The following is a 25033-nucleotide window of genomic DNA, read 5'->3' on the forward strand; positions in this document are numbered from 1 at the left end:
AGGGTGAACGACGGGTTAACGCTGGCCGCCCCGCGGTAAACATCGGGTTAACCGCGGGTTGCGGCGCCCGGTTATGGTTGGCCTGCGGCGCCGCGGACGGTAGGTCTGAGGCTGGCGGCCTTAGCCCGCGCGCGTCTCCGAACCCAAGGCCGATCGCTTCCATGACCGCCCGCCCCCGACGCCCGCTCCTTCCGCTCGCGGGCGTCCTCGCCCTTGTCCTCGCCGCCGGTCTGGCGCTCTGGGCGCTCAGCCCCTGGCTCGCGAGCGTCATCCACGGCCATGTGGACGGCAAGGCGCTGTCGCTGGTCTGGACGCTGCCTCTCGTTGGGCTGCTGCTGTCGATCGCGGTCATGCCGCTCGCGGCCCCCCGCGTCTGGCACCACCACTACGGCACGATCGCCGCCGGCTGGGCGCTCGCGCTGCTCGTCCCGTTCGCGGCCGTCCACGGCGTGGGGCCGGTGGCGAGCGAAACGGTCCACGCGGCCTTGGGCGAATACCTGCCGTTCGTGGTGCTGCTGTTCTCGCTGTTCACCATCTCCGGCGGCATCCTGGTGACGGGCAACCTGCACGGCACGCCGGCGCTCAACACCGCGCTGCTCGCGATCGGGACCCTGCTCGCGAGCGTCATCGGCACCACCGGCGCCTCGATGGTGCTGATCCGGCCGCTGGTGCGCGCGAACGACCAGCGCCGGCGCAACGCCCACGTGGTGATCTTCTTCGTCTTCCTGGTGTCGAACATCGGCGGCTCGCTGACGCCGCTCGGCGACCCGCCGCTGTTCCTCGGCTTCCTGCAGGGCGTCGACTTCTTTTGGACGACCACCCACGTCGCCAAGGAGACGGCGGTGCTGGTCGCGATCCTGCTGCCGGCGTTCTACCTGCTGGACCGCTGGTTCTTCTCCCGCGAGGCCTTCATCCCGAAGCCCGACCCGACGCCGGACAGCCGCATCGGCGTCTCCGGTCTGCAAAACCTGCCGCTGCTCGCCGGCGTCGTCGCGGCCATCCTGATGAGCGGGCTGTGGGACAGCGGCGTGATCTTCGACGTGTTCGGGACCAAGGTGACGCTGCAGTCGCTGCTGCGCGACCTCATCCTGGTCGGCCTCGCGCTCGTCTCGCTGGCCATCACCCCGCGCGACTTGAGGGAGCGCAACGGCTTCGACTGGGAGCCGATCCGCGAGGTCGCCAAGATCTTCGCCGCGATCTTCGCGACGCTGATCCCGGCCCTGCTGATCCTGAAGGCCGGGACGGAGGGCGCCGCCGCGCCGCTGGTCGCGCTGGTCTCGCGGGCGGACGGGAGCCCCAGCGACGCCACCTATTTCTGGCTCACGGGCATCCTGTCGAGCGTGCTCGACAACGCCCCGACCTACCTCGTGTTCTTCAACCTCGCCGGCGGCGACGCGCAGGAGCTGATGGGGCCGCTCGCCTCGACGCTCGCGGCGATCTCCGGCGGCGCGGTGTTCATGGGCGCCCTCACCTACATCGGCAACGCCCCGAACTTCATGGTGCTCGCCATCGCGAAGAACCGCGGCGTCGCGATGCCAAGCTTCTTCGGCTACATGGCGTGGTCCTGGGGCGTCCTGGGGCCCTGCTTCGTGCTGCTGACGCTGCTGTTCTTCGCGTGGTGAGACCGAGCGTCGGAGCTGTTTTCTTCGACGCGCTGAACCACACCGTCATCCCAACCGGCGCCCGGGACCGTTAGGTCTCGCCCGAGGTCTCGGGCGCTCATCGGAGCTGTTTTTACTTGGCGTCCCTGCACCACGACGACGAGGCCTCGCGGCACCGGGCGGCGTAGCTCTGCGAGAGCTTCTCGGCAGCGGCCCACTCGTCCTCGTCGATCGAGTTGGTGCTGTTGGCGTCCATCGCCTCGAACGTCGGCGCCTGCTCGATCTTGAGGTTGGCCGAGTTCTTGCGCCACTCGACGCTGTCGATCTGACCGTTGCCGTTCGTGTCGATCGACTTGAAGCTCGGCCACTCGGCTGCGATGGCGGGAGCCGCCGAAAGCAGAAGGACAGCAGCGAAAGCGACCAGTTTCTTGATCATGTGCGTATTCTCCCTAGTGTCGTTAGTGACCCCCGCCACTGTGGGCGCGGGCCCTGCCGCCTGTTTTCGGCCGCTTCCTAACGGGCAGACACTCGCCAAGCTTTATCAATGGAACTTCTTCCCGATTTTGCCCGGGACATAGTCGTAGGCGCGCCGATACGTCGCTTATACCCGAAGGGGCCGCATCGGGACGACGTCTTCGCCACGTCAAGACATCGCGCTTCGCGCCGGTTTTCGGCCTGACCGGCGACGACGTCGAGCGCCCGCGCTCCCTTACGGCTGCGCCCTAGGTCCCTGCTTGGTGCTGCTGAGCCTGCTGTTACTTGCGTCGCGAGACAGAGGCGCCGCGTTCAGAGGCGCAGCCGTTCGATCATCCGTTCGAACGCGGCGAAGATGTCGCCGTCGAGCTTCCCGCCCATCCCGCGCATGATGCGGAGCGCGTCCGCCGCGGCCATCTGCTTCCGGTAGGGCCGGTTCTCCACCAGCGCCCCGAAGATGTCGCAGATGGTGATGATGCGCACCGTGTCGGAGATCTGGCTGCCCGAGAGACCATCGGGATAGCCGCTGCCGTCGAGATACTCGTGATGGCTGCGGACCGCCGCCAGCACCTCATCGGAGACGCCGCCCTGGAGGACCAGCGCCGCGTGGCCGTTCTGGGCGTGCCGGCGCATCACCTCGATCTCGTCGGCGTCCAGCTTGCCGGGCTTGTTCAGGATTTCGATCGGCACGCCGATCTTGCCGACGTCATGCAGCAGCGCCGCTTCGGCCACCCGCCGGCAATCTCGCGGCGCGAAGCCGATGCCCTGGGCGAAGGCGGCCGCAAGGCCCGCCACCAGCAGGACATGTTGGTAGGTGGCGTCATCGAAGCTCCACACCACGTCGAGCCATGTCCGAAGGCCGGCCTTCTCGATGGCGCGGGTGATGTGGCGGGCGCCCTCGGGCAGGCGGGACAGCGGAATCGGCTGGCCGTCTTCAATCGCGTCCATGATGTCGGCCAGCGCGAGACCGGCTTCGCGCGCTTCGTCGCGGGTGATCTCGCGGATGTCCGCGTCATCGCCGGCCAGGGCGCCGATGACGGCCCGGATCAGCGAGCTCCGCGGCGCGTCGAGCGGAAGGACCGCACCGGCGCCGAGCGCGCGCGCCTGGGAGTCGTCGCGGCGCGATCCACTGCGGAGGATGCAGACCAGCGGCGGCGACCCGCCCCCCGAATGGAGCATCGTCGACCGGACGATACCCACCGCCTCTGCGCTGTCGAGCGCGAGATCGGCGACGATGGCGAGCGGCGCGTCCGCCGTCGGCGGCGCGTGCGGCGCAACAACATGGCAGGACCCGATAAGACTAAGATCTCGCTTGAGCCTTCGGCCTTTGTCCGGGCGGTCAGTGAGAATGAAGATCGACGGATTAGACACAATTTGTCTCCGACAAACCCACCGGCCTGACGGCATGCCATGCTCGGTTATTTGCGGCGAAGCCGACACGAAACTGTCGCTCGCTTCGGTAGACGATGGTCTCCGGATTATAATGAAACTTTAAGTCGATCGTCGGAATACGGAGCTACGCCCTCCGGAAGAATGCTTACCGACGATGGTCGGCGAAGGGCGACGGCCGGCGGATCGGAGTTACGGCTGCACCACCAGGAAGCAGAACGTCGCGAACAGCACGAGGTGGATCAGTCCATAGAGGATGTTGGTCCGGCCCGTGCCGAAGGTGAGCAGCGCGACCGCGAAGGTGACGAGCAGCAGCACCGTGTCCTTGGAGTCCAGGCCGAGTTCCAGCGGCGCGCCGTAGAGCAGCGACAGCGCCGCGATCGCGGGGATGGTGAGGCCGATGGTGGCGCAGGCGGAGCCGAGCGCGAGGTTCACGCTCTTCTGCAGCTTGTCGGCGCGGGCGGCGCGCACGGCGGCGCTGAACTCGGGCAGCAGGATCAGGAAGGCGACGATGACGCCGGCGACCGCCGCCGGCGCGCCCGCCGCCCGCAGGCCGACATCGACCGTCGCCGTGAAGGTCTTGGACAGCAGGATCACCACCAGCAGCGCCGCGACGAGAAAGCCGAAGGAAATCAGCGTCGCGCGGTTGCTCGGCTTGTGCGCCTTGTCCGCCACCTCGTCGTCCTTGATGACGACGGCGAAATACTCCCGGTTGCGCACGGTCTGGGTGTAGAGGAACGCGAGGTAGATCGCGAAGGTCGCGGCGCCTGCGAAGGCGAGCTGGCTCGCGGAATAGGCGCCGCCGGGGGCGGCCACCGTGTGGTTCGGCAGCACCAGCGACAGCGCGCAGAGCGGGATCAGCACCGCGAGATAGGCGTTCGCGCCGGTCACGCGGAAGCTCTGCTCCTTGTGCCGTAGGCCGCCCAGCAGAATGCAGACGCCGACCAGTCCGTTGCCCACGATCATCACCACCGCGAGGATGGTGTCGCGGGTCAGCGTGGGGTTCGGGTCGTCGCCGAGCAGCGCGGAGGCGAGCAGCGCCACCTCCATCACGGTGACGGACATGGCGAGCACCAGCGTGCCGAAGGGTTCGCCGGTGCGGTGGGCGATCAGCTCGGCATGGTAGACCGCCGCGAACACGGCGCCGAACAGCACGGGGATAAGCGTGACCGCAACCACGAGGCTGAGCGTCGAGCCGTCGTAGCCGCCGTCGAGGCCGAGAACCTTGAGCGCCGCGACGAAGGCGAGCCCGACGAGCGGCGGCGCCCACGCGGAGACGGGGGTCCTCGGCTCGACGTGGGACTGACGTTCGGCGGCGGCGGCGACGGATGTCATGACGTGAGGGGGTCTCCGGCAGGCGCGCTCGCCGAGGGGACGGCGAACGCATCGGCGCGCTTTGCGGCGTGAGCAGGATGGATTATCCGATCGGGGGTGTAGGACAGTGACGCCCTGTGTCCACCCTTCCCGCCCTACCCCGCGTCGAACAAGAGCGTGATGACCACCCCCCCGACCGAACCGCTGACCGATCCCCTCGTCGCCCCGGAGACGCTCGCCGCCGCCCCGCGGCCCGACCATCTGCTGGTGACGGAGATGGTGCAGCCGGGCTCGCGCGTGCTCGACGTCGGCTGCGGCGACGGGTCGCTGCTGAACCTGCTGATTGCGCGCCGCGGCGTGGACGGACGCGGCATCGAGCTGTCGCAGTCGGGCGTGAACGCCTGCGTGGCCCACGGCCTGTCGGTGATCCAGGGCGACGCCGACGCCGACCTCGCGGCCTATCCCGACGACGCCTTCGACTACGTGATCCTGTCGCAGACGCTGCAGGCGACGCGGCGCCCGAAAGAAGTGATCGAGGACCTGCTGCGCATCGGCCGGCGGGCGGTGGTGTCGTTCCCGAACTTCGGCCACTGGCGCACCCGCATGCAGTTCCTCACCGAAGGCCGCATGCCGGTGAACGCCAACCTGCCGGAGGCCTGGTACGAGACGCCGAACATCCACCTCTGCACCATCCGCGACTTCGTGGACTTGGTGGAGATGCTGGGCGCCCACATGGAGCGCGCGGTCGCGCTCGACGCCACGGGACGCCCCGTGCGGGTGAACGCGCCGTGGTGGTTCTGGAACCTGTTCGGCGCGCAAGGGGTGTTTCTGCTCAGCCGGGAGTGAGGGAAAGGCCCCGCCCTGGTTCCCCTCCCCCTTGCGGGGAGGGGTTAGGGGTGGGGGTGGCGCAGAAAACAGCTCCTAGGCCGAGGTGCGCACCGGAGCGCGGCGTCGCCGTGGGGGCTCATCCGGGACCACCCCCGCCACCGACCCCTCCCCGCAAGGGGGAGGGGAGAAGATGCGCGGCGGCGCCCCTACGGCGCAGGGGCCGGAACGCCGACGGGAGCGGGTGAGAGCGCCGGCGCCATCTTGACCCGGCGCGTCGAGCGGGCGGGAAGCGGACGCATCACCTGCTTGGTCGCCTCCACCAGATGCACGCCCGCGAACGGCGCCCACAGCCGCGCGCCGAAGCGCTCGAAGGCGAAGGCGGAGCGCAGCATCAGGCCCCGCTCGACCGGCGGCATGAACAGCGCCTCGTCCCAGCCTTCCGGCGTGAACAGCGCCTCGCGCAGCAGATCGGTCAGCTGGCTGCGGCTGAACGGCCGGCCGTGGCCGAAGGGGGTGGCGTCGCTCTGCGCCCAGGCGCCGCGTCGGTTGGGCGCCACCACGATCAGCCGCCCGCCGGGCGCGAGGCAGCGCCAGGCCTCGCGCAGCACGTCGGCCGCGCTGTCGCTGGTCTCGAGCACGTGGATCGCGATCACCCGGTCGACGGCCGCGTCCGGCAGCGGCCACATGTCGGCCTCCACCAAGGCTGCGGCGTGGGGCGGTTCGGGCGGCCAGGCGATGACGCCCTGCTGGGCCGGGTAGAGCGCCAGCAGCCGCTCCGCCTCCCCGCGGAACACGCCGAGATAGGGGCTCGCGAAGCCGACGCCGAGCACGCGCAGGCCGGAGGTGGCGGGCCAGCGCGCGCGCAGCTTCCCGCGCAGGATGCGCCGGGCGATCTCGCCGAGCGGCCGGGCGTAGAAATCGCGGAGATCGACGACGTCGAGCGGCATCCGCGCGTCAGGCCAGGCAGGCGTCGAGGGCGGCGCGCAGCGTCAGCCCGTCGAAGGGCTTGGTGACCACCTGCGTCGGCCCGTCGTCGAAGGCCGCGCCGAGCTCGAAGTCCGCCCGGCCGGTGGCGAAGACGACGGGAAGGTTTGGGCGCTCGTCGCGGCACCAGCGGGCCAGCGCGTCGCCGTCCATGTCGGGAAGGCCGAGGTCCGCCAGCACGAGATCGACCGGCCTGCCCTCGCGAATGACCGCCTGGGCGTCGGCGGCGGTCCGCGCCTCGATCACCGTATGGCCGAAGCTCGCGAGCAGATCGGCGACCCCCATGGCGATGAGCGCGTCGTCCTCCACCAGCAGCACCGTAACCGGCCCCGCCCGGACGGCGCGCGGCTCCGGCGGGGGAGCGGATGCGTCCAGCAGGCGGCGCAGGCGCACGGCCAGCTCATCCTGGCGGTAGGGCTTCTGGATGAGGTGGACGTCGGCGTCGATGCGGCCGTGGTGGACGACGACGTCCTCGGCGTAGCCCGACATGAACAGCACCTTGAGCTCCGGACGCGCCGTCTGCGCCTCGCGCGCAAGTTCGGGCGGGGTCGGCTGGCCGGGCATCACCACGTCGGACAACAGCAGCTGGAACCGCTCGCCGCGATCGAGCAGCGCTGCCGCCTCGCGGGTGGAGCCCGCCGCGGTGACGGCGTAGCCGAGGGCGGCCAGCAGATCGGCGACCGCCCGGCGCACCGCGTCGTCGTCCTCGACCACCAGAATGCTCTCGCCGCGGCCGCGCATGTCCGCGAGCCGCGGCGTCTCCTCCGCCGCGACCGGCGCGGCGTCGCTGCGCGGCAGGCTCAGGCGCACGGTGGTGCCGGCGCCGGGCTGGCTCTCGATCTCGATGCGGCCGCTGGACTGCTCGATGAAGCCCTGCACCTGGGGCAGGCCGAGGCCGGTGCCCTTGCCCTCCGGCTTGGTGGAGAAGAACGGCTCGAACACGCGCGACAGCGTGCGGGCGTCCATGCCCGTGCCGCTGTCGGCGACGCGGATCTCCAGCCGGTCGCCGTCGACCGGGTCCATCAGGTTGCGCACGGCGATGTCGAGCGTTCCTCCGCCGGGCATGGCGTCGCGCGCGTTGATCGCGAGGTTGAGCACCGCGTTCTCGAGCTGGGCGGGATCAACCAGCGCCGTCCAGTGCGGCGGGGCGACGTCGAGGCGGACGATGACGGTCTCGCCGAGCGTGCGCTGCAGCAGGTCCAGCATGGAGGCGACGAGCTCGGCGACCGCCACGGCCTTGGGCGCGAGCGGCTGGCGGCGGGAGAAGGCGAGCAGCTGCCGCGTTAGCTTCGCGCCCCGCGCGGCCCCCGCCATGGCGTCCTTCAGCCGACGTTCGATCTGCGGCGTGCGCAGCGCGGCGGCGGGACCGGCGAGGTCCAGCGCCAGCAGGTCGAGGTTGCCCTTCACCACCTGCAGCAGGTTGTTGAAGTCGTGGGCGATGCCGCCAGTCAGCTGGCCGACCGCCTCCATCTTCTGCGCCTGACGGAGCTGCTGCTCGGCGCGGCGGCGCTCGGTCAGGTCGCGCGCGGAGCCGACGATGCGCGTGGAGCGCGCCGGCCCGATCGTGACCGGCGCCAGCGTCACCTCGTAGACCCGCTCGCCGCCGTCGCGCTCGACGGTCTCCTCGTAGCGCACCGGCTTGTTCGTGCGCAGGCACTCCGCGAGGTTCTCCGCCAGCCGGTCGGCCGCCGCGTCGCCCAGCAGGTGGCGCAGCGACAGCCCCCGCACCTGGTCGCGCCGGATCGAGAAGGCCCGCGCGATCACCCGGTTCACCGTCTCCACCACCACCCGGCCGTCGGGCCGGGCCTCGACGACGAAGACGCCGTCGGTGGTGTTGTCGATGTAGGCGGCGTAGAGCGCGTCCACCTCGGCGCGCTCGCTCTCGATCGAGCGCCGGCCCGCGATCTCGACCTCGAGCCGGCGCTCGGCGTCGACGAGGTCGGCCGCGCGGTCCGCGGCGAGCCGTTCAAGCTCGCGCCGGCGGCCGGCGAGCTCCTCCCGGGCGCGCACCACGTCGTCGATGTCGGTGGAGGCGCCGAACCAGCGCGCGATCGCGCCGTCGGCGCCGCGGACCGCGCGCGCGCGGCCGAGGAACCAGCGCCAGGAGCCGTCGCCCGCCCGGCGCAGCCGGTACTCGACGGAATAAGGCTCGCCGCTGGCGAGGCTCCGGCGCCACGCGTCCTCAGCCAGCTTAACGTCGTCGGGATGGACGTAGTCGGTCCACACATTGCGGCCGTCTCGGTGGACCGGCATGCCGGTGTAGTCGTGCCAGCACGAATTGTAATAGTCGGCGACGCCCTCCGCGTCCGTCGACCACACCATGTGCGGCATGGCCTCGGCGAGGGCGGCGAAGCGCGCTTCGCTCTCCGCGAGCTTGCGGCGCAGCTCCGCCTCCACGCTCCCGCCCGCCGCGGACTCGGGGTCTCGCGACACGTGAACAGGCGGCAGGATGAGGGAGCTCACGACGGTCATCGAACGGCATCCGCGCTGTGCGACGCTGGCTGGAGGGCCCGCTGATTTCCGCGAGCGGACCAGCCCCGTCAAAACGCTAGCACGAAAGCCGGGCGGCGTGTCGACACCCCCGTGACGTGTAGGTGAACGGATGACTATCTGTCAGGCGAAGGGCGCGTCGGCGCCGTCCTCGGGCGGCCCGTCCTGCGTGCGCGGCTGGTCGGGCCGCCGCTCCGCGACGCGGCGCGCGGGCATGCGCCGCTGCGCGATCTCGCCCGCGAGCCGCAGCGGCGGGGCCTCGCCGTCCTTGTCCTCGCCCATGTAGAGCGTGACGTGCGGGAACGGCATCTCGATGCCGCGCGCGTCGAAGATCTCCTTCACGATCTCGTTGTAGGCGCGGCCCGCCGCCCACTGCTTGCCGGGCTGGGTCTTGATGCGGGCGCGCACGGTGATCGCGCTGTCGCCGAACACGGTGAGCCCATGCATCTCGAACGGCCCGATGATCGCCGGGCCGTGCTCGGTCTCCTTCAGCCGGTCGAAGGCCTCCTGCATCGCCTCCTTCACCTCGGGAATGCTCTCGCGGTAGGCCACCCCGATCTGGGCCATGTGGTAGCTGAAGATCTTGGTGGCGTTCGAGACGCTGTCGACGGACGAGAACGGGATGAGGTGGTAGACGCCGTCGATGGAGCGGACGCCGACCGAACGGATCGTCAGGTGCTCGACCGTCCCGGTGATCCCGGCGATCTTGACGTTGTCGCCGGTGTTCATCGCGTTCTCGAACTGGATGAACGCGCCGGTGATGATGTCCTGCACCAGCTTCTGGGCGCCGAAGCCGATGGCGAGGCCGAGCACGCCGGCGCCGGCCAGCAGCGGCGCGATGTTCACGCCGATCTCCGACAGCGCCAGCATCGCGACCAGCACCACCAGCACGATGGTGAAGGCGTTGCGGAACAGCGCAAGCAGCGTCTTCTCGCGCGCGGTCGGCACCGCGCCGTAGTTTGGATTCAGCCGGTACTCGACCCAAGACGACATCGCGAGATAGGCGGCGAGGCCGACCAGCAGGATCAGGCCGGCGGAGATGACCGAGGTCGCGATCCGCGCGCCGGCCTGGCTGGAGATCCAGCCGGCGAAGTCGAGCAGCGCCCAGCTCTGCGCGATCGCCAGCAGCACGGCCAGCAGCACCACGACGCGAACCACCTTCAGGATCGCCGGCACGAAGGCGTTGAGCCGCGTCTCGAGCAACGGCAGCCGGTTCCGCACGTCCTCCGGCAGGCGCATGCCGCCGGAGATCACCCGCGAGATGAAGGCTGAGACAAGCGCGCCGATCGCGACCGCGGCGAGCGTCTGCAGCGTCGCCGCGGTCATGAAGGGCAGCGCCTCCTGCGGGTTGACCAGCCAGACCACGAACAGCGCCAGCAGCCAGCCGATCGCCGCGAGGTGCCAGAAGCGCGCGAGAAAGCCGTAGAGCGCCGAAAGCGCGTCGCTCGACGCCGCCTCGGCGCCGCCCGCGAGCGCGAGCCGGACCCGCTCCCGGTTCTGCAGCACGATCGCGAGCGACATCATCAGCGCGGTGAAGGCGACGACGACGCGCACGGCCTGCGCCGCGCCGGGCGAGACCGCGGCGGTGAGGATCGGCGCCACGAACAGGAACGTGTAGCCCAGGAGGCTGACGAGCCGACTGCCCCAGAAGTACCAGTAGGCGGCCGCCTCGTCCGACAGCGGCAATGCGCGCAGCGAGCCGTAGTTCGGCGACAGGGCGGCGCGCATCGCCACCTTGGCGAGCTCGATGAACAGGAAGGCGTTGAGGTAGAGCGCCTCCTGGATGTGCATCACGCCGGTGACGCCGAACTGGATGGCGAAGACGTAGCCGCCGGCCCAGGCGACCGCGACCATCAGCGCGTCGACCACCAGGCTCGCGAGAACGAGCGGGACATGCACCGCGAGCCGCCCCGTCGCGGCCTTGCGTCCGATCCAGCGGTAAAACGGGATGCCGGCGGCGCGCATCGCAAGGAACGCGCCGAAGGTGACGCCGATCGTTGCGGCGACCGCGATCAGGCGGCCCCAGTTGGCCTCGATCCCATCGCCGCCGGCGGTGACGATCGACGAGAGGTCGCTGACGAGGCGCGCGCTGGCGCCGACGAGGTTCGCGGCCTGCTCGGCCACGCTGCGGGTGTACTCCGCGACGCGGCGCGCGAAGGTCGGCTCCGGCGTGCCCTCGGCGGATTTCGCGGCGTCGACGGCGGCGGCCTCGGTCGCCGGCGCGCTCGGCGTGTCGCCGCCGGAGGCCTTGGTCTCGACGGTCGGCCCCGCCGGCTGCTGCTGCGGCGTGGCTGCGGCCTTCAGCCGGCCGATCAACTCCCCTCGCGCCTTGTCGTCTTCGAGCACGCGGATAAGCGCGTCGACGTCAGGCCCCGTCGTGCGAACTTCATCGGCCGGTCGCGCGGCGGTCGGCGCCGCGTCGGTCGGCGTCTGGGCGTCGGCGGGCGATGACGCGAACGCCGCGAAAGCGATAAGGATCAGCGGAACGACGGCGGCGAGACGGCGAAGGTTCATCAAAGGGGCTAAAGGCTCTAAGGCCGCTGGCGCGGTCGGGCGCCCGGAACTAGGCCGCGGCCTCGCGCCGCACAGGTGGCCGATGGTCTGCGATCGTCCGTCAGGGCCCGATCCTCACCCGCCTTGGGCCTTGAGCTTCTTACGGACCGCCTCGGCCCATGCCTTGCCAGCGTCCCCGCCCCACAGCAGCCAGGCCACATAGCCGGCCGAGGGGTTGTCGTCGTCGCCGAAGTTCGCGGCGCGCTTGTCAACCTTGTGGCGGGCGAAGTAGCTGAACATCCGCTGGACGGTCTCTTCGCTCAGCGACTTCCGCGCCGAGAGGTCGCGCGCGCGGGCGACGCCAACCTGCGTGCCGCCGCGCTTGTGCGCCTTCCGGAGCTCAAGGCCCTTGGCAGCGGCGTCCGCCACGGCCTTCGTGGGCGTCAGATCGACGTCCGCCATCACGCCTTCTCCAGCTCCGAATGTGACTTCAGCGCCTTCCCCCCGTCCTCCTGCTCCACGAGGTAGGCCGGATTGTCCACGGTCGCGCGACGGACGATCTTCGCGCCCTTGATCGTCCGCTGGACCCGCTTCTGGAAAACGTCCGCCACCTTGCCGGCGGCCTGCCCCTGCCCCCAGCTCCACGACACCTTCGCGCCCACGGCGTAAGCCTTCGTCATCCCTCGCCTCGTCCTGCCTCGATGTCGCCGGCGCAGAAACGCCGCGGCGGCGCGGCCCGTTCCGGGCGGCCTTCGGGTCGACGAGGCCTTCTGATCGTCGTGCAAAGGCCGTAAGGTCCGACCGCCTCTCCCTGACCCCCGACGGAGACCCATGGCCTCGGACGCAACCCGCGACCTGCTCGCCCGGCTTGTCGCCTTCGACACCACGAGCCGCAATTCGAACCTCGCGCTGATCGAGCACGTGGAGGCCTATCTCGACGGCCTCGGGATCGCTCATGAGCGCGTGACGGACACGCACGGCGGCAAGGCCAACCTGTTCGCGACCATCGGGCCCGCCGACCGCCCCGGAATCGTGCTGTCGGGGCACACGGACGTGGTGCCGGTGGACGGCCAGGTCTGGGCCTCCGACCCCTTCGCGCTGGCCCGCCGCGACGGCAAGCTCTACGGCCGCGGCGCCTGCGACATGAAGGGCTTCCTGGCGGTCTGCCTCGCGCTTGCGCCGGAGATGACGGCGGTCGATCTGAAGACCCCGATCCATTTCGCCTTTTCCTACGACGAGGAGGTCGGCTGCCTCGGCGTGCGCGGCCTGCTGGACGTGCTGGCGGCCCGCCCGGTGAAGCCGCTCGGCTGCATCGTCGGCGAGCCGACCGACATGCAGGTCGTCATCGGCCACAAGGCCAAGCGCTCGCTGATCGCGACGGCGAAGGGCACAGGCGGCCACTCCTCCCGCGCGCCGGAGTTCGTCAACGCGGTCGAGCACCTCGCGGAGCTGGTGACGGCGACGACCGCGATCGGCAAGCGCCTGGCCGCCTCAGGCGCCCGGGACGAGCTCTACGACGTGCCGCACACCACCGCCCACGTCGGCGTCTTCCACGGCGGCACCGCCCTCAACATCGTGCCGGACGAGGCGACGACGGAGTTCGAGTTCCGGGTGCTGCCGACCGAAGACCCCGACGCGCTGGTCGCCGAGATCCGCGGCGTCGCGGAAGCCATCGAGGCCGAGATGAAGGCCCGGGACCCCCGCGCCTCGCTGGACCTGCGGATCAAGTCGGAGTTTCCCGGCCTTTCGACCGCGCCCGAGGCCGAGATCGTCACTCTGGCGAAGCGCCTCGCCGGCCGCAACGACCACGCCAAGGTCGCCTATGGCACGGAGGCGGGGCTGTTCGTGGAGATGGCCGGGATCCCCACCGTCATCTGCGGCCCCGGCTCGATCGGCGAGGCGCACAAGGCCGACGAGTTCGTGACCGAGGCCCAGCTCGCCGCCTGCGAGAACTTCGTCCGCAAGCTGATCGCGCACTGCGCGGCGTGAGAGCACCGCCCGCCTCGCTGGTGGGCGAGAAAGAATGCTGGCGGAGACACGCTCTCCGTCGTCCTCCGGCTCGACCGGAGGACCCACCTCAATTCGCGCGATCGACGTCAGGCATGGATGGTCCGGTCAAGCCGGACCACGACGGCGTGGATGGGGCGAACGCCCCTCGGCTTCGAGCCGCGCCTCAGCGCGGCAGCAGCACCCACAGATCGAGGTCGAGCACCACCGCCGGGTGGTCCTTGCCGTCCTCGGTCTTGAGCGGGAAGGCGCCCGGCGCGTCATTCTTCAGGCCGACGAGGCGGACGCGCAGGGCGCCGACGTCGTCGCGACCGGGCAGCGTCTGCTTGTCGAGGATTTCCGACCAAGCGTAGAGCGTGTCGCCCGCGAAGATCGGCGCGACATGCCGGCCGCCATTGATCGCGGCGACGTGGAAGGCGTTCTCCAGCCCGTTGTACATGAGCCCGCGCGCGAGGCTGATGACGTGGCCGCCATAGACCAGCCGGCGGCCGATCTTCGAGGCCTTCTGCGCGTGGTTGTCGAAGTGCACCCGCGCGGTGTTCTGCCAGAGGCGGGTGGCGAGTTGGTGCTCGGCCTCCTCCACCGTCATGCCGTCGACGTGGTCGATCCGCTCGCCGACCGCATAGTCGTCGAAGCGGCGGGGGCTTCCCGAGAGCGCGTCGTCCCAGGCCGAGAGATCGACGCGCGGGCAGGCGCCGCCGATCCCGGCGGGGTCCACCACCGCGGGAAGGTCGGGCACGACGGCGTCCTGGATCGACCGCCCGCCCTGGACCTGCACCAGCACCCAGCGGACGTACTCGAGCACCAGCTCGCCGTCGGCGCGCGACCCCCGCGTCCGCACCCACACCACGCCGGCGTCGCCCTTCGAGGTCGGGCGCACGCCGATGACCTGCGAGGTCGAGGACAGCGTGTCGCCGGGATAGACCGGCGTCAGGAAGCGGCCGGCGGCGTAGCCGAGGTTCGCGAAGGCGTTGAGCGAGACGTCCGGCACGGTCTTGCCGAACACCACATGGAAGGTGACGAGATCGTCCACCGGGGAGCGGGGATAGCCCAGCCCTTGGGCGAAGGCGTCGGACGACTGGACGACGTAGCGGTTGCCGTAGAGCGCCTGGTTGAGCGCGAGGTCGCCGAGCGTGACGGTGCGGGGCGTGGCGTGGCGGATGACGTCGCCGACGATGAAGTCTTCGAAGAACCGTCCCGCTCCGGCCATGCCGCGTCGCTCCGTTTGGGTTTTTTCGCAGCGCACATCTGCCACGTTGCGCCGCGGCGGGCGACATCGACATTCGTCTTCCGCGTGTGTTTCCGGAGAGTGAACAGGATAGCGCGATTCCAACCGTGCCGCTTCACCCCGCCTTCAAGCCCGGCGTGCCATCTTCCGGCCATGGCCAGCGGACGTCGGCGACGACGCCCCCCGGCCGAGGGATTTTGCAGGAGGGGCGGATGTCGCTGACCGATGCTCGGGAACAGATCGCGGTCGCTGCGACCTATGACGTCGCCGCCAGGGCGCGCCGCGCGCTGACCTTCGAGCGGGCCGGCCGCTTCGGCGACGCCTGGCGCGAGTGGGAGGCGCTGCGCGCGACCGAAGGCCGCCGCGCCGACTGGAACGCGCCGCTCGCGGCGAGCTACCTGCGCTTCGCCTTCGACTGGACGGCGGACGGCTCGCCCGAGCCGCTGCACGAGGCTGAGGAGGCGCTGGTGCGCGGCGTCGCAATTCTCAGCATCGACCTCGCCGATCAGCCCGACGACGTGGCGCGGCTGCTGCTCATCGCCCGCGCCTGCGAGCAGCGCTGCCTGCTGCGCGCCTACGGCGAAGGCTGGACCCGCATGGCCCGCGCCGCCCTCGAGGCCGGCGAGGCGCCGGAGGTGACGGGCGATCCGCGCCAGATCGCGGCGGCGGGGGCCGCGGCCACGGCCGCGCTCGACCTGGTGGCGATCCACGCGCCGTCGCTCGCGACGCTTGCGACCGAGCTCGCCCAGAGCTGCCTCCGTCTCGCCGCCACGCTGGAGGCGAGCGGGGCCGGAGAGGAGGCCACCGGCCTGATGCTTCGCGCAGAGACCGTGCTGAGGGGACCGTCGGCCCCGCAGCGCCGCCCGGCGCTGATCGCGATCGAGGGGGGAGCCCCCGAGGAGCGCACGCCGCCGCGGCGGCCGGCGCTCGCCCTCGTCACCAATCGGACAGCTTGATCTCGTCCGACCACTCGACGTCCGCAACCTCCTTCACGACCGCCTGGCCGCAGATCACGGTTCCCTTGACCGGATCGAAGGTCAGCGACGGATCGCCCTGCAGCGCCCAGCCCTTGTTGAGCGCGGCGGAGACGCGCCGGCAGAAGGCCGCGTCGTCGGGGCCGGTGAGGAAGCGATAGAGTTTCATGGGAGCCTGACGGGACGAGTTGAGCGCGTCAGCCGCGCTTGCCGTAGCGGCGGTCGAACTTGGCGACCTCGTAGCGAGCCCAGACGAGGGCGACGACGCCAAGCGCAAACGCGCCGGCCGGAACGCCCCACTGGAACCAGAACGGGATTTCCATCGCCTCAATCCTCGCTGCGCAGCCAGCTGAGAAGAACCTGCGCAACCGAATGTAAGCCGACCGCGAGCAAAATCCAAACAACAGCCGCCGGCGTGAACGTGCCGCCGATGAACGGGACCAGCACAGCCGCGCCGAGCACCGTCAGCCCAACCGTGTTTACGGAGCTCGCGAGCAATTTAAGACGCTCGTTGATCCGTTTCGCGCGGATCCGGCGCTCGGCGTCCTCCGGGGCGATGGCCATGGTCGGAGATCCGTCAAGCGCCGCCTCGCGCGAGCCTTACGCCGCCTTCTTCAGCAGGCCGCGATTGGCGAGGCTTTCGGCGATCTGCACCGCGTTCAGCGCCGCGCCCTTGCGCAGGTTGTCGGAGACGATCCACATCGCGAGGCCATTGTCGACGGTCGGGTCCACGCGGATGCGGCTGACGAAGGTCGCGAAGTCGCCGACGCACTCGACCGGCGTCACGTAGCCGCCGGGCTCGCGCTTGTCGACGACGAGGATGCCCGGCGCCTCGCGCAGGATGTCGCGCGCCTCTTCGGCCGACAGCGGCTTCTCAAACTCGATGTTCACCGACTCCGAATGGCCGACGAAGACCGGCACGCGGACGGCGGTCGCCGTCAGCTTGATCTTCGGGTCGAGGATCTTCTTGGTCTCCGCGACCATCTTCCATTCCTCCTTCGTGAACCCGTCCTCCATGAAGACGTCGATGTGAGGAATGACGTTGAAGGCGATCTGCTTCGGGAACTTGCCGACGCCCGGCTCCGGCGCCTGGTTCACGTAGATGCCCTTGGTCTGGTTCCAGAGCTCGTCCATGGCGTCCTTGCCGGCGCCGGAGACGGACTGGTAGGTCGAGACCACCACGCGCGTGATCGTCGCCGCGTCGTGCAGCGGCTTCAGCGCCACGACGAGCTGCGCGGTCGAGCAGTTCGGGTTCGCGATGATGCCCTTCTTGACGTAGCCGGCGACCGCGTCGGCGTTCACCTCCGGCACCACCAGCGGCACGTCAGGGTCCATGCGCCAGACCGACGAGTTGTCGATGACGATCGCGCCCTGCTTGGCGATCTTGGGCGACCACTCGCGCGACACCTCTCCGCCGGCCGACATCAGGCAGATGTCGATCCCGGTGAAGTCGAACTGCGCGAGATCCTTGCATTTCAGAGTTCGATCGCCGAACGACACTTCGGTCCCGAGGCTCCGGCGCGAGGCCAGCGCGACGATCTCGTCGACCGGGAACTCGCGCTCTTCGAGGATGTTCAGCATCTCGCGGCCCACGTTGCCCGTGGCGCCCACGACGGCGATCCGATAACCCATCTCCAACTCCATCGGCCCGGTTTCGACCGCGGCCGTCTTGCTGTCGTTCGCGGCGCGACGCCGCGCGATGTGAATGGCCCCGTTGGGCCGAGATTGCAAGAAATTCACGGAACGAGAGCCGGCGAAACGACGTTGCTTCGATGACCGGCGCGGCTCAGTCCCGGGACGCGGCGTTTCTCCCTCATGGAGGCTGCTATGCTTCGCATTGCGCATGGAACGGCCGCGTTCATCCTCGCGGCGGGCGTGGCGCTCGCCCCGCTTGCGGCGTCGGCCCAGACCCGCGACCGCGCGTCCTCGGACGGCGGCGTGACCATCACGGTCCGGAAAGCGCCGAGCTACCTCAACACGCGCACGGTCGCCCGCCCGATGACCGGCGCCGACTACCAGACCTCGGCGCTCTACCAGTCATCGACGCCGACCCGCGGCCCCGGCGGCTTCGAGCGCTGGCCGCTGCCGTCGACCTTCGACGTTCCCGGCTACTGACCGGCCGTCCCGCGGGAGGGCGCCCGTCCGGCGCTCTCCCGAGCCTCAGCGCGCCTCGTTGCGGCGCATGGGCATCTGGTCGACGAGATCGATCAGTTCGCTCGCGCCGACCGCCTTCAGGCCGCGGAACTTCTCGCCGCCGTCCTTGCCCACCAGCACCACCGCGAAGCCGTCGTCCTTCACGCCGTAAGCCGCCCGCAGCGAGTCCGCGTCGAGCGAGGCCGGAGCCCGCGCGCCGTCCAGCGTGCGCACGCCCTTCGGTCCGACGACGAACACGGTCATCTGCCGGTCGTCGAGTGCGGCCTGACTTTTGCGAAACCGCGCGATCTGCTCGTTCGTCCTCGGGTCGTCCGGAGCGCCGGAGAACACCAGGATGGGGCGGGCGCGCCCATGGTAGTCGTCGAGCGAAGCCGCGGCGAAGCTCGCGCCGGCGAACAGCGCCGAGGCGGCGAGCGCGAGGGGGATGAGCGTGTTCATCCCTCTGATGTCGGACGCCGAACGCGCGCGACAAGGGGCCTTCGCTCAAGCCCGCGCGCGCGGCGAACATGCGAAGAGTATGATGCGAGACACCGCCGACAATCCGGCGCCCGCTCGTGTCCCGGCCTTGAGCCGGGACCCAGACGCCCGCGGGCTGTAGATTAAGACACCCCGCCGTGGCGCCATCGCCGGGCACGCGGCGCTTCTGGGTCCCGGCTCAAGGCCGGGACACAAGCGCGGCGTTCCCGTCGTACAGCGACGCGGGCGACCCGCCGCCCTTCGGCGCCTTACGCCGCGAGCAGGGTCTCGAACTTCGCGACCACCGCCTGGCCCATCTCCGTCGTGCCGACGCGGGTCGCGCCGTCCGTGTAGATGTCGCCGGTGCGCAGGCCGTCGGCCAGCACCTCGGAGATCGCCTTGTCCAGCGTGTCGGCGAGATCGGGGCGGCCGAGCGAGTACTTCAGCGCCATGGCGACGCTCGCGAGCATGGCGAGCGGGTTCGCGACGCCCTTGCCCGCGATGTCGGGCGCGGAGCCGTGCACCGGCTCGTACATGGCGGCGCGCTTGCCGGTCACCGGGTCCTCGGCGCCGAGCGAGGCGGAGGGCAGCATGCCGAGCGAGCCGGTCAGCATCGAGGCGACGTCGGAGAGCAGATCACCGAACAGGTTGTCGGTGACGATGACGTCGAACTGCTTCGGCGCGCGCACCAGCTGCATGCCGAGCGCGTCGGCCAGCATGTGATCGAGCGTCACGTCCTCGAAGCCGTCCTTGTGGGTCGCGGTGACGACCTCGTTCCACAGCAGGCCGGACTTCATGACGTTGCGCTTCTCGGCCGAGGTCACGCGGTTGCGGCGGACGCGGGCGAGGTCGAAGGCGACCCGGGCGATGCGGTCGATCTCGTAGGTGTCGTAGACCTGCGTGTCGATCGCGCGCTTCTGGCCATTGCCGAGGTCGGTGATGGTCTTGGGCTCGCCGAAGTAGACGCCGCCGGTGAGCTCACGGACGATCATGATGTCGAGGCCCTCGACCAGCTCGGGCTTCAGCGAGGACGAAGCCGCGAGCGCGGGGTAGCAGATCGCCGGGCGCAGGTTCGCGAACAGCATCAGCTCCTTGCGCAGCCGCAGCAGGCCGGCCTCGGGGCGCGCGTCATAAGGCACGCCGTCCCACTGCGGTCCGCCGACCGCGCCGAACAGGATCGCGTCGGCGGCGTGCGCCTTCGCCATCGCGCCGTCGGAGATCGCGACCTGGTGCGCGTCGTAGGCCGCGCCGCCGACGAGGTCTTCCTCGATCTCGAAGGAGAGCAGGCCCTTCTGCTCGATGAAGGCGAGCAGCCGGCGAACCTCGCCCATGACCTCCGGGCCGATGCCGTCGCCGGGGAGCAGCAGGAGCTTGTGGGCGGCCATGGGTCGTTCCTCGCGTGACGTTGCTTTTGCGGGGGTCTTTAGGCGGCCGAACGGGGCCTTGGCAAGGGAGCTTGCGCGGTCAGGCATGCCAGAGCGGATGGCTAAGCGGGCTGGAGCTCGAACCGGGCAGGACAAGGCGCGGGGCGTCCGTCCCCCGGAAGGTGAGGGTGGACGGGCGAAGCCTGGCCGGGTGGGGTGGATTCAAGACCGAGCGCGACGGTCGCGAGACGCTCGACGCCCAAGGACCCCACCCGACCTCGGCTGCGCCGAGGCCACCCTCCCCAAGCTTCGCTTGAGGAGGGATCCCCGCGCTCTTGTCCGCGGGGTCGGACGGTCGCCACTTCGTAGTACGACGATGCGCGCCGCCCCTAAATCTCAGAGAAACCGCCCGCCCCGCTCCAGCACCTCGATCTTGTAGCCGTCGGGATCAGTCACGAAGAAGAACCGCGCCAAGGGCTTTCCGTCGCGATCGAACTGCTTGAGCGCGCCGGGCTTCAGCCCGGCGGCCTCGAACCGGGCGTGCTCGGCGGCGAGGTCCTCCACGGAGACGGCGAGGTGGCCGTAGCCGTCGCCGAGATCGTAGGGGGCGGCGCGGTCGCCGTTGACGGTCAGCTCCAGCTCGAAGCCGGTCTCGGGGTTCGACAGGTAGATCAGCGTGAAGCCGTCGAAGGGGTAGCGGTCCGCCACCTTCAGGCCGAACGCCGCGTCGTAGAACGCAACCGAGCGCTCCTCCTCGAGCACCCGGATCATGGAGTGGATCGCCTTGGCCATTCTGGTGTCCTCGCGCTGGATAAGGGCGGAGACACCAGAACGCGACGGGTCGGCGCAGGTCAAAAGAAAAGGCCCCGGCGTCGCCGCCGGGGCCTCGTTTCGTCCGTGCATCCGGCCGAGGTCGGAAGCGTCAGGTCACTCGCGGTTGCCGAAGAGCGACAGCAGCATCGTGAACAGGTTGATGAAGTTCAGGTACAGCGACAGGGCGCCCATGATGGCCTTGCGGCCCATGATCGTGCCGTCGTCGCCCGCGTAGTACTCTTCCTTCAGGCGCTGCGTGTCGTAGGCGGTGAGGCCGGAGAAGATCAGCACGCCGGCGACCGAGACGACGAACTGCACCAGCGACGAGCCGAGGAAGATGTTCACCAGGCTCGCGATGACGATGCCGATGAGGCCCATCATCAGGAAGGTGCCCATCCCCGAGAGGCTGCGCTTGGTGGTGTAGCCCCAGAGGCTGAGCGCGCCGAAGGCGGCCGCCGTGATGAAGAACACCCGGCCGATCGAGGCGCCGGTGTAGACGAGGAAGATCGACGACAGCGACAGGCCCATCAGGCCCGCGAAGACGTAGAACGCGATCTGCGCCGTCGACACGCTCATGGTGTGCAGGCGGGCCGACAGGAAGAACACCATGCCGAGCGGGGCGAGCATCACCACCCACTTGAGCGGGCTGGTGAAGAGCATGTAGCCGAACGAGGTCAGGTACATGCCGCCGCGCAGGGCGTATTCGGTCGGGGTCGAGCTCACCGCCATCATGAAGGCGCCGATGGCGACGAAGCCGGTGATGGCCAGGCCGAGCGACATGTAGTTGTAGACGCTCAGCATATAGGACCGCAGGCCCTGATCGACCGACGCCGCCGGAACGGAGGCGCCGCCGAAGCCGGTGCGGCCATAAACGTTGCGTTGGGTGTCGGGCATTGAGTGCGGTCCCCTCAAGAACAGCTGAAATCGGGCCGCCGATAATCGGCGCCACGTATTGCCGTCGATGATATGGGGATGGCCCCTAGGCGCACAAGTTCGAGAGCGCCTTTGGATTCTGACATCTTCGTCAGATGGCGCGCCGTCGGGGCCGCGGGACCGGGCGACCGATCTCGATCGTGGTCCGGGGACCGATGCGGCCGGCGAGCCGCTTCAGCACGGCGGGCGCCAGCGCCACGCAGCCGGCGGTCGGCGTGAAGCCCGGACGCGCGGCGTGCAGGAAGATCGCGCTGCCGCGCCCGGCGCGCACCGGACGGTCGTTCCAGCCGAGCTCGAACACGAGGTCGTAGAGCCCGTCATCGCGCCACATCAGCTCGTGCGAGGCCGAAAACGGCCGTTTGACCCGGCGGTTGTAGCGGCGATGCCCGAGGGCGTCGCACCAGCCGTCGTCGGGCCGGGTCGTCCGCACGGGAAGGCCGGTGGGCGGCCGCGGCGTGCGGTCGGCGCGGCGCCACAGCCGGCGGATGGCGAAGGTCCCTTGCGGCGTCACGCCGTCCCCCTCGCGCTTGGCCGTCGCGATCCCGGCCGGGCCCAGCGCGCAGGGGAAACGGGCCGGGCCGGCGATCACACATCCGCGCGCAGGGTGTCCTGGCGCCGCCCGAACCTTGAGAACCGGAAGGAAACCCTGCATTCCTAGCCGCAACGCTCCTGCAGACGCGTCCCGACGCCTTGCCGAGGACGGGGGGCGCGCACTAGGTGGGACGACGAACGACGCGGCGCCCGCCGCAGCCGGAGAAGACGTCCGAATGGCCACGAAGCGCAAGATCCTTGTCGTCGACGACGACGCCGACCTCCGCGGGGAGATCGTCGAGCAGCTCAATCTGCTGGACGAATTCGACGCGGATTCCGCAGCCGTCGCGACCGAAGGCGTCGCCAAGATCCGCGGGGACCACGTCGACCTCGTGCTGATGGACGTCGGCCTGCCTGATATGGACGGCCGCGAGGCGGTCAAGATGATGCGCCGCGACGGCTACCGCGGCCCGGTGATCATGCTGACGGGGCAGGATTCCGACGCCGACACGATTCTCGGGCTCGAGGCCGGCGCCAACGACTATGTGGCGAAGCCCGTGCGCTTCGCCGTGCTGCTCGCGCGCATCCGGGCGCAGCTCCGCAGCCACGAGGCCAGCGAGGACGCGATCTTCACGATCGGGCCCTACACGTTCAAGCCCGGCGCCAAGATGCTGCTGACGGAGAAGAACGCCAAGATCCGCCTGACCGAGAAGGAGACGGCGATCCTGCGCTTCCTCTACCGCTCCGGCGCCACGGTCGTCGGGCGCGAGACGCTGCTGCAGGAGGTCTGGGGCTACAACTCCGGCGTGACCACCCACACGCTTGAAACCCACGTCTATCGCCTGCGGCAGAAGATCGAGGCCGATCCTTCGAACGCACGTCTGCTGGTCACGGAAGCCGGAGGCTATAAGCTGGTCCCTTGAACAGGGAATCAGCGGGGGCGGCTTGTCGCTTGAGGACGACATTCGGACGTTGAGCCGCACGCCGCTGCTCGACGAACTGGGCGTGGACGCGCTGCGCCTGATCGCGTTCTCGGCCGATCGGCTGAGCCTCGGCGAGGGCGACATCCTGTTCCGGCAGGGCGAGGAGGCGGACACGGGCTTCGTGGTCGTCTCGGGCGCCATCTCGCTGACGCGCCGCGGCGGGAGCACGCATCTTGCCGGTCCTGGCGCGCTCATCGGCGAGTTGGCGCTGCTGTGCGACACCCGCCGCCCCGCCACCGCCGAGGCCGCCGAGCGAAGCGAGGTCTACCGCATCGCGCGGAGCCTGTTCGGCCGCCTGCTGAACGAGTATCCCGCCGTCACCGCCAAGCTGCGCGCCCGGCTGGCGGCCCGTATGGCCCAGAACGCCGCCGACCTGCGCGCGATCGAATCGACGCTCCGCGGACGCTGAGGCTCCCGGCTACTCCGCCGCCACGGACCAGCGCTGCGCCCAACCTGGCGCGAGCTCCAGGCTCGCAGGAGCGGGGCCCAGCGCCCTGCCCTCCTCGAGACAGCCCGCGATGAACCGCAGCGCCGCGGTCATGCCCCACGACGTGTAGGGCTTCGAGATCGCCCCGCAGGCGCCCGCGAAGTCCTCGGGAATGCGCTTGCGATTGGCGGTCATGAACACCGCGACGACGCCGTGGGTCTGGGCCGCCTCGCGAGCGACCTCGACGCCGGTCGGCCCGTCGAGCAGGTGGATGTCCACGAGCGCCACGTCGGGCGGCGAGGCTTCCAGCAGCGCGTGGGCCTCCGCGCTGTCGAGCGCGAAGCCGCTCGGCGTCAGGCCCGCGTCCTCGATCATGAACTCGAGCTCCGCCGCGAGCAGGGCTTCGTCCTCCACGACCAGAATGCGCAAGGGCCTTATCCTTCTGCGCCCGCCTGATGCGGATGGATCGGGATCGTGACCCTGGCGACGAGCCCAGGATCGCCGTCGCGCCGTTCGACCGTGGCGGACAACTGCCGGCTGAGCAAGTCCACAAGGCTCTGGCCGAAGCCGATCCTTTCGTCCCCGAACGCGCCGGCGCCGCCGACGCCGTCGTCCTCCACCTCGATGACGAAGTTCCGGCCGTCCGGTTTGGCGGCGACCCGGATTCGGCCGGGGCGCCCGTCTGGGAAGGCGTGCTTGAGGGCGTTGGTCAAAAGCTCGTTGACGACGAGCGCCACCGGCGCGGCGCGGTTGGCCTTGATGACGACGGTCTCCAAGTCGAGGTCGAGCGCGAGGTCGTCCCGCCCCGTCGAGCCGACGAGCTCCGTCGCGATGTCGCGGATGAAGGCCGCGACGTCGAACACGCCGACGTCGTCGGACTGGTAGAGCTTGCGGTGCACCGTCGCGAGCGCGCTCACGCGGTCGAGCATGGAGCGCAGCGTCCGCTGGATGTCGGGGTCTGGGATGCGCCGCGTCTGCAGCAGGATCAGCGAGGCGATCAGTTGCAGGTTGTTCTTCACCCGGTGGTCGACCTCGTGCAGCAGCAGCGTCTTCTGCTCCAGCGCGTAACGCAGGTCGCGGGTGCGCTCCTCCACAAGCTGTTCGGCCATGGCCTTGGCCTGGCTGAGGGCGATGTTGGCGTCCCGAAGATCGGACGCGGACTGGATCTTCTGGGTGACGTCGAGCTGCGACGCGAAGAAATGCGTGATCTCGCCCTCCGAGCTGAACACCGGGCTGACGTAGAGCGCGTTCCAGAACCGCTCGCCGGTCTTGCGGTAGTTCTTGATCTCGGCCACGACCGCCTCGCCGGCGTCGATCGCGGCGCGGATACGCCGGACTTCGCCGCGGTCGGTCTCCGCGCCCTGCAGGAACCGGCAGTTGCGGCCGATCACCTCGTCGCGGGGATAACCCGTGAGCTGGAGAAACGCGTCGTTGGCGAAGACGATGGGGTTGTCCGGCTGCAGCGCGTCGGTGATCACGATCGGCATGCGGGTCGCCCGGATCGCGGCCCCGTAGGGATCGCTGGAATCGTGCTCATCCTCGAGGCGCTGCGCCTCCCGCAGCGATGCATTGCGGTCGTTGGTCATTCAA

General features: G+C 70.0%; 27 protein-coding genes. 7 read left to right on the forward strand and 20 right to left on the reverse strand.

Annotated features, from left to right (window positions below; all coding sequences use genetic code 11):
- Positions 1–161 precede the first annotated feature (161 nt).
- Positions 162–1622, forward strand: a complete 1461-nt coding sequence (locus K244_RS0112660; RefSeq protein ID WP_020186642.1) for a sodium:proton antiporter — start codon at positions 162–164, stop codon at positions 1620–1622.
- 112 nt (positions 1623–1734) lie between these two features.
- On the opposite strand, the gene K244_RS0112665 is transcribed toward K244_RS0112660, so the two are convergent.
- The 3 genes from K244_RS0112665 to K244_RS0112675 all read right to left on the reverse strand — a co-directional run bounded on the left by K244_RS0112665 (position 1735) and on the right by K244_RS0112675 (position 4799).
- The gene (locus tag K244_RS0112665; RefSeq protein WP_020186643.1) at positions 1735–2037 is read right to left on the reverse strand and encodes a hypothetical protein; all 303 of its coding nucleotides are present in this window, start codon (positions 2035–2037) and stop codon (positions 1735–1737) included.
- 350 nt (positions 2038–2387) lie between these two features.
- On the reverse strand, positions 2388–3515 hold the full coding sequence (locus tag K244_RS0112670) for an HD domain-containing phosphohydrolase (protein WP_245259764.1): 1128 nt from the start codon (positions 3513–3515) through the stop codon (positions 2388–2390).
- A gap of 141 nt (positions 3516–3656) precedes the next feature.
- On the reverse strand, positions 3657–4799 hold the full coding sequence (locus K244_RS0112675; protein WP_020186645.1) for a hypothetical protein: 1143 nt from the start codon (positions 4797–4799) through the stop codon (positions 3657–3659).
- A 159-nt stretch (positions 4800–4958) separates the two neighbouring features.
- Here K244_RS0112675 and metW point away from each other — a divergent pair, with 159 nt between their 5' ends.
- A complete protein-coding gene (gene metW / locus K244_RS0112680) occupies positions 4959–5624 on the forward strand; it encodes a methionine biosynthesis protein MetW (RefSeq protein ID WP_020186646.1) in 666 nt (221 codons plus the stop codon).
- 188 nt (positions 5625–5812) lie between these two features.
- Here the strand turns inward: metW and K244_RS0112685 are convergent, their stop codons facing one another.
- The 5 genes from K244_RS0112685 to K244_RS0112705 all read right to left on the reverse strand — a co-directional run bounded on the left by K244_RS0112685 (position 5813) and on the right by K244_RS0112705 (position 12253).
- Entirely contained in the window at positions 5813–6553 is a 741-nt protein-coding gene (locus K244_RS0112685; RefSeq protein ID WP_020186647.1) for a methyltransferase domain-containing protein, read from the reverse strand.
- Positions 6554–6560: 7 nt separating this feature from the next.
- Positions 6561–9062: a response regulator gene (locus K244_RS21960; RefSeq protein ID WP_020186648.1), complete on the reverse strand. Its 2502-nt coding sequence runs from the start codon at positions 9060–9062 to the stop codon at positions 6561–6563.
- A gap of 141 nt (positions 9063–9203) precedes the next feature.
- Positions 9204–11594, reverse strand: a complete 2391-nt coding sequence (locus K244_RS0112695; protein ID WP_020186649.1) for a mechanosensitive ion channel domain-containing protein — start codon at positions 11592–11594, stop codon at positions 9204–9206.
- 114 nt (positions 11595–11708) lie between these two features.
- Entirely contained in the window at positions 11709–12035 is a 327-nt protein-coding gene (locus K244_RS0112700; RefSeq protein ID WP_020186650.1) for a hypothetical protein, read from the reverse strand.
- Positions 12035–12253 (reverse strand): DUF2945 domain-containing protein, encoded by a 219-nt coding sequence (locus K244_RS0112705; protein WP_020186651.1) that lies wholly within the window; start codon positions 12251–12253, stop codon positions 12035–12037. The genes K244_RS0112700 and K244_RS0112705 overlap by 1 nt, the downstream gene beginning before the upstream one ends.
- 151 nt (positions 12254–12404) lie before the next feature.
- Between K244_RS0112705 and argE the strand changes: the two genes are divergently transcribed.
- On the forward strand, positions 12405–13562 hold the full coding sequence (gene argE, locus K244_RS0112710; RefSeq protein WP_020186652.1) for an acetylornithine deacetylase: 1158 nt from the start codon (positions 12405–12407) through the stop codon (positions 13560–13562).
- A gap of 184 nt (positions 13563–13746) precedes the next feature.
- On the opposite strand, the gene K244_RS0112715 is transcribed toward argE, so the two are convergent.
- Entirely contained in the window at positions 13747–14826 is a 1080-nt protein-coding gene (locus K244_RS0112715; RefSeq protein WP_346430350.1) for a MaoC family dehydratase, read from the reverse strand.
- 194 nt (positions 14827–15020) lie between these two features.
- Here K244_RS0112715 and K244_RS0112720 point away from each other — a divergent pair, with 194 nt between their 5' ends.
- Positions 15021–15764, forward strand: coding sequence for a hypothetical protein (locus K244_RS0112720; protein WP_020186654.1), 744 nt, complete (start codon positions 15021–15023; stop codon positions 15762–15764).
- Here K244_RS0112720 and K244_RS0112725 read toward each other — a convergent pair.
- Genes K244_RS0112725 through K244_RS0112740 form a run of 4 tightly spaced genes read right to left on the reverse strand, consistent with a single transcriptional unit; the run spans position 15745 to position 17414 of the window.
- Positions 15745–15951 (reverse strand): DUF1737 domain-containing protein, encoded by a 207-nt coding sequence (locus K244_RS0112725; protein ID WP_020186655.1) that lies wholly within the window; start codon positions 15949–15951, stop codon positions 15745–15747. The genes K244_RS0112720 and K244_RS0112725 overlap by 20 nt on opposite strands.
- 28 nt (positions 15952–15979) lie before the next feature.
- On the reverse strand, positions 15980–16105 hold the full coding sequence (locus K244_RS24330; protein WP_020186656.1) for a hypothetical protein: 126 nt from the start codon (positions 16103–16105) through the stop codon (positions 15980–15982).
- Positions 16106–16109: 4 nt separating this feature from the next.
- Complete coding sequence (locus tag K244_RS0112735) at positions 16110–16346, reverse strand: hypothetical protein (protein WP_020186657.1); 237 nt, start codon at positions 16344–16346, stop codon at positions 16110–16112.
- A 36-nt stretch (positions 16347–16382) separates the two neighbouring features.
- Positions 16383–17414, reverse strand: a complete 1032-nt coding sequence (locus K244_RS0112740) for an aspartate-semialdehyde dehydrogenase (protein WP_024816484.1) — start codon at positions 17412–17414, stop codon at positions 16383–16385.
- 195 nt (positions 17415–17609) lie between these two features.
- On the opposite strand from K244_RS0112740, the gene K244_RS0112745 reads away from it, so the two are divergent.
- Entirely contained in the window at positions 17610–17897 is a 288-nt protein-coding gene (locus K244_RS0112745) for a hypothetical protein (protein ID WP_020186659.1), read from the forward strand.
- A 45-nt stretch (positions 17898–17942) separates the two neighbouring features.
- On the opposite strand, the gene K244_RS21965 is transcribed toward K244_RS0112745, so the two are convergent.
- The 5 genes from K244_RS21965 to K244_RS0112770 all read right to left on the reverse strand — a co-directional run bounded on the left by K244_RS21965 (position 17943) and on the right by K244_RS0112770 (position 22091).
- Entirely contained in the window at positions 17943–18374 is a 432-nt protein-coding gene (locus tag K244_RS21965) for a DUF4174 domain-containing protein (RefSeq protein WP_020186660.1), read from the reverse strand.
- 287 nt (positions 18375–18661) lie between these two features.
- Entirely contained in the window at positions 18662–19777 is a 1116-nt protein-coding gene (gene leuB / locus K244_RS0112755; protein WP_020186661.1) for a 3-isopropylmalate dehydrogenase, read from the reverse strand.
- A gap of 375 nt (positions 19778–20152) precedes the next feature.
- Positions 20153–20548 carry a VOC family protein gene (locus tag K244_RS0112760; protein WP_020186662.1) on the reverse strand — a complete coding sequence of 132 codons (396 nt, stop codon included), beginning with the start codon at positions 20546–20548 and terminating at the stop codon, positions 20153–20155.
- Between the two features lie 135 nt (positions 20549–20683).
- The gene (locus K244_RS0112765; protein ID WP_020186663.1) at positions 20684–21463 is read right to left on the reverse strand and encodes a Bax inhibitor-1/YccA family protein; all 780 of its coding nucleotides are present in this window, start codon (positions 21461–21463) and stop codon (positions 20684–20686) included.
- Between the two features lie 130 nt (positions 21464–21593).
- Positions 21594–22091 carry a L,D-transpeptidase family protein gene (locus K244_RS0112770; RefSeq protein WP_020186664.1) on the reverse strand — a complete coding sequence of 166 codons (498 nt, stop codon included), beginning with the start codon at positions 22089–22091 and terminating at the stop codon, positions 21594–21596.
- A 178-nt stretch (positions 22092–22269) separates the two neighbouring features.
- On the opposite strand from K244_RS0112770, the gene K244_RS0112775 reads away from it, so the two are divergent.
- Entirely contained in the window at positions 22270–22956 is a 687-nt protein-coding gene (locus K244_RS0112775; protein ID WP_020186665.1) for a response regulator transcription factor, read from the forward strand.
- 49 nt (positions 22957–23005) lie between these two features.
- The gene (locus tag K244_RS0112780) at positions 23006–23425 is read left to right on the forward strand and encodes a cyclic nucleotide-binding domain-containing protein (RefSeq protein ID WP_245259765.1); all 420 of its coding nucleotides are present in this window, start codon (positions 23006–23008) and stop codon (positions 23423–23425) included.
- 9 nt (positions 23426–23434) lie between these two features.
- Here the strand turns inward: K244_RS0112780 and K244_RS0112785 are convergent, their stop codons facing one another.
- Both K244_RS0112785 and K244_RS0112790 read right to left on the reverse strand, forming a co-directional pair.
- Positions 23435–23872: a response regulator gene (locus K244_RS0112785; protein WP_020186667.1), complete on the reverse strand. Its 438-nt coding sequence runs from the start codon at positions 23870–23872 to the stop codon at positions 23435–23437.
- Positions 23873–23877: 5 nt separating this feature from the next.
- Positions 23878–25029 (reverse strand): PAS domain-containing protein, encoded by a 1152-nt coding sequence (locus tag K244_RS0112790; protein WP_020186668.1) that lies wholly within the window; start codon positions 25027–25029, stop codon positions 23878–23880.
- Between the last annotated feature and the right edge of the window lie 4 nt (positions 25030–25033).

It is taken from the genome of Methylopila sp. 73B, assembly GCF_000526315.1.
GTDB lineage: Bacteria > Pseudomonadota > Alphaproteobacteria > Rhizobiales > Methylopilaceae > Methylopila.

Excerpts from the sequence above, each read along its gene's own strand:
- argE (WP_020186652.1), top strand. The coding sequence starts at position 12,405 with ATGGCCTCGGACGCAACCCGCGACCTGCTCGCCCGGCTTGTCGCCTTC.
- K244_RS0112775 (WP_020186665.1), top strand. The coding sequence starts at position 22,270 with ATGGCCACGAAGCGCAAGATCCTTGTCGTCGACGACGACGCCGACCTC.
- K244_RS0112760 (WP_020186662.1), bottom strand. The coding sequence starts at position 20,548 with ATGGCCAAGGCGATCCACTCCATGATCCGGGTGCTCGAGGAGGAGCGC.
- K244_RS0112735 (WP_020186657.1), bottom strand. The coding sequence starts at position 16,346 with ATGGCCATCGCCCCGGAGGACGCCGAGCGCCGGATCCGCGCGAAACGG.
- K244_RS0112660 (WP_020186642.1), top strand. The coding sequence starts at position 162 with ATGACCGCCCGCCCCCGACGCCCGCTCCTTCCGCTCGCGGGCGTCCTC.
- metW (WP_020186646.1), top strand. The coding sequence starts at position 4,959 with ATGACCACCCCCCCGACCGAACCGCTGACCGATCCCCTCGTCGCCCCG.
- K244_RS24330 (WP_020186656.1), bottom strand. The coding sequence starts at position 16,105 with ATGGAAATCCCGTTCTGGTTCCAGTGGGGCGTTCCGGCCGGCGCGTTT.
- K244_RS0112790 (WP_020186668.1), bottom strand. The coding sequence starts at position 25,029 with ATGACCAACGACCGCAATGCATCGCTGCGGGAGGCGCAGCGCCTCGAG.
- K244_RS0112705 (WP_020186651.1), bottom strand. The coding sequence starts at position 12,253 with ATGACGAAGGCTTACGCCGTGGGCGCGAAGGTGTCGTGGAGCTGGGGG.
- K244_RS0112700 (WP_020186650.1), bottom strand. The coding sequence starts at position 12,035 with ATGGCGGACGTCGATCTGACGCCCACGAAGGCCGTGGCGGACGCCGCT.
- K244_RS0112725 (WP_020186655.1), bottom strand. The coding sequence starts at position 15,951 with ATGAAACTCTATCGCTTCCTCACCGGCCCCGACGACGCGGCCTTCTGC.
- K244_RS0112675 (WP_020186645.1), bottom strand. The coding sequence starts at position 4,799 with ATGACATCCGTCGCCGCCGCCGCCGAACGTCAGTCCCACGTCGAGCCG.
- K244_RS21965 (WP_020186660.1), bottom strand. The coding sequence starts at position 18,374 with ATGAACACGCTCATCCCCCTCGCGCTCGCCGCCTCGGCGCTGTTCGCC.
- K244_RS0112665 (WP_020186643.1), bottom strand. The coding sequence starts at position 2,037 with ATGATCAAGAAACTGGTCGCTTTCGCTGCTGTCCTTCTGCTTTCGGCG.
- K244_RS0112695 (WP_020186649.1), bottom strand. The coding sequence starts at position 11,594 with ATGAACCTTCGCCGTCTCGCCGCCGTCGTTCCGCTGATCCTTATCGCT.
- K244_RS0112745 (WP_020186659.1), top strand. The coding sequence starts at position 17,610 with ATGCTTCGCATTGCGCATGGAACGGCCGCGTTCATCCTCGCGGCGGGC.
- K244_RS0112685 (WP_020186647.1), bottom strand. The coding sequence starts at position 6,553 with ATGCCGCTCGACGTCGTCGATCTCCGCGATTTCTACGCCCGGCCGCTC.
- K244_RS0112740 (WP_024816484.1), bottom strand. The coding sequence starts at position 17,414 with ATGGGTTATCGGATCGCCGTCGTGGGCGCCACGGGCAACGTGGGCCGC.
- K244_RS0112765 (WP_020186663.1), bottom strand. The coding sequence starts at position 21,463 with ATGCCCGACACCCAACGCAACGTTTATGGCCGCACCGGCTTCGGCGGC.
- K244_RS0112720 (WP_020186654.1), top strand. The coding sequence starts at position 15,021 with ATGTCGCTGACCGATGCTCGGGAACAGATCGCGGTCGCTGCGACCTAT.
- leuB (WP_020186661.1), bottom strand. The coding sequence starts at position 19,777 with ATGGCCGCCCACAAGCTCCTGCTGCTCCCCGGCGACGGCATCGGCCCG.
- K244_RS21960 (WP_020186648.1), bottom strand. The coding sequence starts at position 9,062 with ATGACCGTCGTGAGCTCCCTCATCCTGCCGCCTGTTCACGTGTCGCGA.